This window comes from uncultured Sphingomonas sp., assembly GCF_937859915.1.
Lineage (GTDB): Bacteria > Pseudomonadota > Alphaproteobacteria > Sphingomonadales > Sphingomonadaceae > Solisphingomonas.
In genome coordinates this window covers 1-6,570 of record NZ_CALMAW010000110.1, presented here as the reverse complement: position 1 = coordinate 6,570, position 6,570 = coordinate 1, and the positions used below count along the sequence as shown (strand labels likewise).

General features: G+C 65.0%; 10 protein-coding genes. 5 read left to right on the top strand and 5 right to left on the bottom strand.

The genetic code is table 11. The features are described from left to right. The first annotated feature begins 90 nt into the window (after positions 1-90). The gene (locus tag Q0326_RS14250) at positions 91-330 is read left to right on the top strand and encodes a hypothetical protein (RefSeq protein ID WP_298691628.1); all 240 of its coding nucleotides are present in this window, start codon (positions 91-93) and stop codon (positions 328-330) included. Between the two features lie 5 nt (positions 331-335). Here Q0326_RS14250 and msrB read toward each other — a convergent pair whose 3' ends face one another. After that, entirely contained in the window at positions 336-848 is a 513-nt protein-coding gene (msrB, locus tag Q0326_RS14245) for a peptide-methionine (R)-S-oxide reductase MsrB (RefSeq protein WP_298691626.1), read from the bottom strand. 60 nt (positions 849-908) lie between these two features. Next, a complete protein-coding gene (locus Q0326_RS14240; RefSeq protein WP_298691623.1) occupies positions 909-1,454 on the bottom strand; it encodes a methylated-DNA--[protein]-cysteine S-methyltransferase in 546 nt (181 codons plus the stop codon). Between the two features lie 450 nt (positions 1,455-1,904). On the opposite strand from Q0326_RS14240, the gene Q0326_RS14235 reads away from it, so the two are divergent. After that, on the top strand, positions 1,905-2,096 hold the full coding sequence (locus tag Q0326_RS14235; RefSeq protein WP_298691621.1) for a hypothetical protein: 192 nt from the start codon (positions 1,905-1,907) through the stop codon (positions 2,094-2,096). Here Q0326_RS14235 and Q0326_RS14230 read toward each other — a convergent pair. Together Q0326_RS14230 and Q0326_RS14225 are read right to left on the bottom strand one after the other, a co-directional pair. Continuing rightward, entirely contained in the window at positions 2,077-2,307 is a 231-nt protein-coding gene (locus Q0326_RS14230) for a hypothetical protein (protein ID WP_298691619.1), read from the bottom strand. The genes Q0326_RS14235 and Q0326_RS14230 overlap by 20 nt on opposite strands. 126 nt (positions 2,308-2,433) lie before the next feature. Continuing rightward, positions 2,434-3,873, bottom strand: coding sequence for a glycosyltransferase (locus tag Q0326_RS14225; RefSeq protein WP_298691617.1), 1,440 nt, complete (start codon positions 3,871-3,873; stop codon positions 2,434-2,436). A gap of 102 nt (positions 3,874-3,975) precedes the next feature. Here Q0326_RS14225 and Q0326_RS14220 point away from each other — a divergent pair, with 102 nt between their 5' ends. The 3 genes from Q0326_RS14220 (at position 3,976) to Q0326_RS14210 (ending at position 5,246) form a co-directional block, all read left to right on the top strand. After that, positions 3,976-4,530, top strand: coding sequence for a cytochrome b (locus tag Q0326_RS14220; RefSeq protein ID WP_298691615.1), 555 nt, complete (start codon positions 3,976-3,978; stop codon positions 4,528-4,530). Between the two features lie 187 nt (positions 4,531-4,717). Next, positions 4,718-4,972 carry a hypothetical protein gene (locus Q0326_RS14215; protein ID WP_298691630.1) on the top strand — a complete coding sequence of 85 codons (255 nt, stop codon included), beginning with the start codon at positions 4,718-4,720 and terminating at the stop codon, positions 4,970-4,972. Between the two features lie 13 nt (positions 4,973-4,985). Beyond that, on the top strand, positions 4,986-5,246 hold the full coding sequence (locus Q0326_RS14210; RefSeq protein WP_298691613.1) for a hypothetical protein: 261 nt from the start codon (positions 4,986-4,988) through the stop codon (positions 5,244-5,246). A 79-nt stretch (positions 5,247-5,325) separates the two neighbouring features. Here the strand turns inward: Q0326_RS14210 and Q0326_RS14205 are convergent, their stop codons facing one another. After that, positions 5,326-6,261, bottom strand: a complete 936-nt coding sequence (locus Q0326_RS14205) for a DUF2171 domain-containing protein (protein ID WP_298691611.1) — start codon at positions 6,259-6,261, stop codon at positions 5,326-5,328. Positions 6,262-6,570: the final 309 nt, after the last annotated feature.

The window sequence follows — 6,570 nt, the reverse complement described above, 5'->3', positions numbered from 1 at the left end:
CGTGACTGCCGCCGCTCACCACCCAAAATCCCACCTACGCAGAGCTTCCCTAAATTGAAGCCGCTAGCAACTGCCTGAAATGGGTCGACTATGCCGCGCTTCTTCTTCCATATCGACGACCATGTCAGCGAGATCGACGAGGACGGGCAGGAACTGCCCAGCGCGGCGGAAGCGCGTGTGCAGGCGATCATGTATGTCGGCGCGCTGCTTCGTGACGAACCTGCGCTGGTGTGGGACGGGCGCCAGCTTGAGGTGCGTGTGACCGACTCCGAAGGACGGCCGGTCACCGCCGTCCATGTCAGCGCGATCGACGCGCCGCTTCGCGACTAGGCTGATCAGGCGGCGACGAACCGCATCGCGACGCCGTTCATGCAATAGCGCAGACCGGTCGGCTTGGGGCCGTCGTCGAAGACATGGCCGAGATGGCCGGCGCAGCGCGCGCAATGCACCTCGGTCCGGGCCTCGCCGATCGAGGTATCGGACCGCTCGCCGATCGCGCGAGGCAGATGATCGTAGAAGCTCGGCCAGCCGGTGCCGCTGTCGAATTTGGTTGCGCTTGCGAACAGCGGCAGCGCGCAGCCGGCACATGCGAACGTCCCGCGGCGATGCTCATTGTTGAGCGGACTGCTGTACGGCTGCTCGGTCGACGCCTGGCGCAGCACCGCATAGGCGGCCGGCGACAGCCGCTTGTGCCATTCGGCATCGCTCAGCTTGAACGCGGCGGGCGTCGCGGCGATTGCGGCGGCGCCGTCGCTGTCGAACAGCCGCCAGGCCACGACCGCTACGGCGGCGGACGCGCAGAGGCCGAGGAAAAGGCGACGATCGGGAGACGAGGGCTGTTGGGTCATACCTTACTATACGGATGCGAACCGGATTCGGTTACCCGTCCGGCGGCCATCGGACAAAATTTAGAAGGCCAGCGATCCCTGCCGGGATACGCACGACGTTTCGCCGGCCGTCTGGCCGCGCTCGAGCGCCAGCAGAAACTGTTTGGCGGCAAGCCCGCCGGCAAAGCCCGTCAAGCCGCCGCTCGCGCCGATGACGCGGTGGCAGGGCGCTATGATCGAGATCGGGTTGCGACCGTTGGCCGCGCCGACCGCGCGACAGGCGTCGGGGCGGCCGATCTGCCGGGCGATCTCGGCATAGCTGCGCGTCTGCCCGAGCGGGATGGTCAGCAGCGCCGTCCAGACCGCCTGCTGAAACGCGGTGCCGCGAAACTCGAGCGGCAGGTCGAACAGCGTCAGCGCACCCGCGAAATAGGCGGCGAGTTGCCGCTCCGCCTCGCACAGCAGCGGATGATGCGTCGCCTCGACCGTGGCACCGATCGGCACGCGGTCGGGGCGGTCATTCTCCCACAGGACCGCGGCAAGCCCCGAGTCGCTGCCGACCAGGGTCAGCAGGCCGACGGGCGTCGGCGTCGTCTTGAACGATAGGACGTCGGGCGCGAATGCCATGGGGCGAGATTATCCCAAATCGGCCAGGAAGGACAATGTCGCCACGCAGCCCGAACACATTGCGACACGCTTCCGGCCCACGCAGACCCGCGTCGCGCCCGGCGATCGCCAGTTGCTGGCGATTTGTTGCGACCGCGGTCAGGACGGTCGTCGATCAGGGTCCACGCCGGATGAACCACGACGGCATTGGAGACCACGCCTGAAAATCGGGTTGTCCGCTTGACATCGCCGACGCCAACGGCGCGGTCCCAAGGTCGTACATGGCTATCAATGTGACAATCTTTCGTATCCAAAACAAAGGAGTTTCGGATCGTCCGCGTGAGATCGACATTGCGTGGACAGATGCCGGGCGTTAAATTAAATTACGTAGAAAGTTGCTGGCCAGACGGATCATATCGTGAGGGTATCGGTTCACCGGCTGAAGGCATGGCGAGACCTACGAGGATGAATTTGCTTCATATTGATCCGTCTAGCGGCGACCATGAACATGACCATGACTTTGACTCGGTCAAGGTGATCGTCGAGGCACTGCGGGCCAAATTTGGCGATGACGCGCTAACCGTAGCGCGTATCCAGCAAAGTCACGCGTTGCCCGAATCCGACGATGCGTGGGCCGAGATCGTCATGCGTCTTTCTGTCTGAGCAGACCTCCGCGCACCACGGAGACCGATATTTCGAGGCGCTGCTCGCGGTAGATTTCGACCCATTTGGCCGGCGCATGACCGCCGATCGCCTTGCCGCCAAGCTCGTCTGCAAGTTTGAGCACGAAGGCGCAGGCCTCGCCCAGATCACCGACCCTGTCGTCCAGCGTCGATCGATGACCGTCTTCGTATCGGATCACGATATCGTACATTGACGGTCCACCTCGATCTTCGTTCTACGCTCCGCACGAGGCGAGGTTCCGATCAAAGGATAAGGCGGATTTTCATCGCTTTCCCGCTAGATCGCGGAACGATGCGCGACGAGCCGACGCTTGTCGCTATCGCTGAACGGTGGCTTCGATTGCCGTGCGCCGCTGGCGGACCCAGGTTTCCCGGCCGGTCAGGAATGCGATCCAGCCCCAGATCGCGCCGGCATGGCGCAGCAGCTGGAAGCTGAACGGCTCGGCGATCGCGGCAATCAGCGCCGGCCCCAGCGCCAGGCCTTCGCGCTGCCCCGTCCAGCGCGTGTAAAGCTCCAGCGACCAGAGATGGAAGGTGAGATCGATCGCGATCTTGGCGAGCATGATGACCAGGATCGGCAGCACCAACCGAAAATGGCCGGTGACCACGACGCCGATCAGGATCAGGAACGCGGCAAGGCCGTAGACCGGCTGGAGCGTGTCGAGCGCCTTGACTGGCAGCATCGCGGTGCCGAGCCACCCGAACCTGCGATTGCCGACCATGTCGCGGTTCCAGTGCTGCGTCTGGAGGAAGCCGCCGAACCAGCGCCGGCGCTGGCGCAGAAAGGCGAGCGGGCTTGCCGGCGCATCGGTGCTCGCCAGCGCATCGCCGACGACGCGCACCGTCCAATCGAGTTCGGCGTCGGTTGCGTGACGGTGAAGCCTATGGATCAGCTCATAATCCTCGACCATGCTTTCTGGATCGAAGCCGCCGACCGCGATCACCGCCTCGCGCCGGAACTCGGCGAATGCGCCCGAGATCAGCAGCAGGCTGTCGAGCCGCATCCAGGCGTAGCGCGACAGAAAGTTGCGGACATATTCATAGGTCTGGAACCAGGCGAACAGCCGGCCCAGCAGATGCGGCCCGCAGATCGGCGCGAGCACGCCGGTCGCCGCGACCAGCGCCGGTTCGCGCGCGAAAGCATCGCGCATCGCCGCGATCGATTCCGGCTCGAGCAAGGTGTCGGCATCGACCGTCAGCACGATCTCGGTGTCGACGATCTGGATCGCGGCATTGAGCGCCCGCGCCTTGCCGCCGTGCCGCAGCCTGAGCCACCGCAAGGTGGGCAGGCCGGGCGCGGGCGCGCTGAGCTCGCCAAGTGGCGGCATAGTGAGCCCGTAAAGCCGTGCGAGCGCGGCTGGCGTGTCGTCGCTCGATCCGTCGTCCGCGATCAGAATGAGCTCGGGCGGGTGGCGCTGGGCTGCGAGCCTGTCGATGGTGACCCCCAGCACCCCAGCTTCGTTGTGCGCGGCGACGATAACCCCGAGCGTGGGGTGGGACGAGGGAGCGACGAGCGTCGGCAAAGCGCGGCGCAGCGGCCAGATCTGCCAGGCGGTGAAGCCGAGCAGGGCGGTGTCGTACAGGATGTAGGCGATGCCGACCGACCACACGCCGATTCCCTGGCGCAGAAATGCCTGCACGATCAGCATCACGAACAGCAGAATGCCGCCCGCGGTGATCAGCGTGCTGACCAGCGGCACGCGTCGTGCGACGAGGCGGGGCGATTGTTGGCGGAAGGTCTCGGCGAGCGAGGTCATGCGAAGTGCTTAGCAATCCGGGATTAACGCGGTATGGCTCGCCCTAGCCGCGCGCCCCGGCCAGGGCCAGCGCGTTGTGAGAATTGCTCGCAGGAGATGTCGATGCCCCGCTACACTGGTCCGGCGATCGCGCTGCATTGGCTGGTCGCGATCGGCATCATCGCCAATGTCGCGCTCGCCTGGATCTGGCCGCATCTTGCCGACGCCCAGGTTCGCCCGGCGATCGATATGCACAAGTCGATCGGCATCACCGTGCTCGGGCTCGCGATCATGCGGCTGCTGTGGCGCGCGACGCATCGACCGCCGCCGCTGCCGACCAGCTACCAGCGCTGGGAAATGACCGCCTCGCACATCACGCACGCGCTGCTCTATCTGCTGATCTTCGCCATGCCGCTGACCGGTTGGATCATGGACTCGGCCTATAAGGACGCGGCCACCCATCCGATGTTGTGGTTCGGGCTGTTCCAATGGCCGCGGATATCGCTGGTGATGCATCTCGATCCGGCGGTGCGCGATCGGATCCACGACGGCTTCGGCGCGGCGCACGTCTGGCTGTCCTATGCGGTCTACTTGCTGTTCACGCTGCATGTCGCCGGCGCCCTGAAGCACCAATGGTGGGACAAGCAACGCGAGCTGCAGCGGATGATGCCGGGCTGAGGGCGCGACTTGCGTGTCGGAACGGAACGGTTCGGCGCAGGAAAATGGTATCGCCGGAACCGCAATCGCTGTAGGGCGCTATGCTGCAATGCACCAACATGCTTCCTCCCCGCCGTCCGATGCCGCGCCCGCGGCGGATCTGACCGATGCCAATCGCGTGGTCGTGTTCGAGGCGATCGCGCGTCGTATGTGCGTTGATGCGGTCTACAATCGGATGATGATGCGGCTATCCCCGCACATCCTCTACACCCGTCACGACGATCTGTTCGTCGATGCCGTGACGGTCTCGCGCGATGGCCAGCCGCCGCGCGAGCTCAAGATCGGGACGTTCAAACTGTCCGGCTTGCGCGACATGGTGGTCACCGAGGTGCCGTTCGTTCCGCAGCGCATATTTGATCCCAGCGACGCGCGCTATCGCGACGTAACGCTGTTCGCGGTCTGATCACAGTATATCGGTGAGATCGCAGCGAATTGATCGCGCGATCGTTGGCCTCTTCAACAAAGCATTAACGCTTGCCGGCTATCGTCTGGCTATGCGGTCCTATGTCCTCGCCCGAGCTGATGAACTAGAGCATGGCTACGCCGACGGTGCTGTCGAAGAGGGCATCGCGCGTACCGAAGAGGCGATATCGCGTGCGCTGATCAAGGATGCGCAGCTCTGGCTCTCGGCGATCTTCGTCGTGGTCCGCCGCCGCCGGCTGCTCGCGAAAGACTGAATGGCGCTCTGCGGCCGCTGATCGGCACGCAAGAGGCCCGACCTTTCGGCCGGGCCTTCGCCACAAGGATCGCAATCCCTCAGTAGGTGCCGGAAAAGCTCCGGTTGAGATCGGCCGCGCCGCGGTCGCTCGCATCGTCCTGATCGCGATTGCCGAACAGGCCGCGATTGGTCTCTTCGTCGCGCCAAGCCTGCTGCGCCTGCTCTGCCGTCTTCGAGAGATGGACCTTGTCATCGACCGACTGGATCCAGAACGACGGGATCGAGTGATGATGGCCGCCCGCGTCGCGATCGGTCTTGGTCAGCAGGATCCGGTCGCCTCGGATATGGTCGATCTTGCCGACATGGATCCCGTCGGAGCCGACCACCTCCTGATGCTCCTGGGCTTTTTGCAGCGACTGGCGCTGGGCCTGGCGGTTTTCACGCCATGCGGAGAATTCGCTGGCGAAACGCGAATGATTCTCGCGGCGATATTCGTCGTAGTCGCGATCGAACGAGCTGATCTGCTGCTCGCGCCAGCTGTGATAGCCGTGCGGATCGTCTGGTCGCGTGTCCCGCTCGCTGGCCCCGCGGTTGCCGTAGAGCGATTTATATTCGCGGTCGCGCCAGTCCCGGTCACCACCCGATCCGTACCCGCCCGGACCACGCGCGCCGGAGCGTCCGTCGAACGAGCGATTGCCTGCCGACGCATAGCCGCTGCGGTCCGGCGTGTAGCGGTCGGGACCGTTGGATCGGTCGTACCGCGGATAATCCCGGCCGGCATAGCCGCCCGCGCCATAGGGCGACGTCTGCCCTGCCGACCCGCGTGCAGCGTCCCGGTCATAGCGATCGTCGAACTGCTCGTCGTACCGGCGGCGACGCTCCGCCTCCTCGTCGCCGAACCACGAGCGGACCTCGTCGCCGGCGCGCTCGAAGAAGCCGCGATCCTGCGCGTACGGGTCGTAGCGGTCGTTGCGGAAGCTGTCGGATCGGTTTGCATCGCGGCCATAGCCGCGGTCGTTACGTTCGTAGCCCATGACAGAAAGCTCCTTTCTCCTGGCATTGCTGTGTCGCCCGGTGTCGTGCGCGTATCGCTATCGCCCGGGGATCGGTGCAAGAACGGCGAACGGGGGCGACCTGTTCCGATGCGGCGGCGGCCGACGGCGCGGACTGCGCCCGGTAGGGTGATCATCGCGACAGGCTGCGGTGCGCCGCGGCGCCGCTGCCAGCGATGATTTTGCGCGTTGCCAGCGTATCCCGGCGTCGCTACAGGAGCGTTACCGGCGGGTGCGGGGCTGTAGCTCAGATGGGAGAGCGCTGCAATCGCACTGCAGAGGCCAGCGGTT

Coding starts and splice junctions, on each gene's coding strand:
- msrB (WP_298691626.1), bottom strand. CDS start 848: ATGACCCAACAGCCCTCGTCTCCCGATCGTCGCCTTTTCCTCGGCCTC.
- Q0326_RS14240 (WP_298691623.1), bottom strand. CDS start 1,454: ATGGCATTCGCGCCCGACGTCCTATCGTTCAAGACGACGCCGACGCCC.
- Q0326_RS14230 (WP_298691619.1), bottom strand. CDS start 2,307: ATGTACGATATCGTGATCCGATACGAAGACGGTCATCGATCGACGCTG.
- Q0326_RS14225 (WP_298691617.1), bottom strand. CDS start 3,873: ATGACCTCGCTCGCCGAGACCTTCCGCCAACAATCGCCCCGCCTCGTC.
- Q0326_RS14220 (WP_298691615.1), top strand. CDS start 3,976: ATGCCCCGCTACACTGGTCCGGCGATCGCGCTGCATTGGCTGGTCGCG.
- Q0326_RS14215 (WP_298691630.1), top strand. CDS start 4,718: ATGTGCGTTGATGCGGTCTACAATCGGATGATGATGCGGCTATCCCCG.
- Q0326_RS14250 (WP_298691628.1), top strand. CDS start 91: ATGCCGCGCTTCTTCTTCCATATCGACGACCATGTCAGCGAGATCGAC.
- Q0326_RS14205 (WP_298691611.1), bottom strand. CDS start 6,261: ATGGGCTACGAACGTAACGACCGCGGCTATGGCCGCGATGCAAACCGA.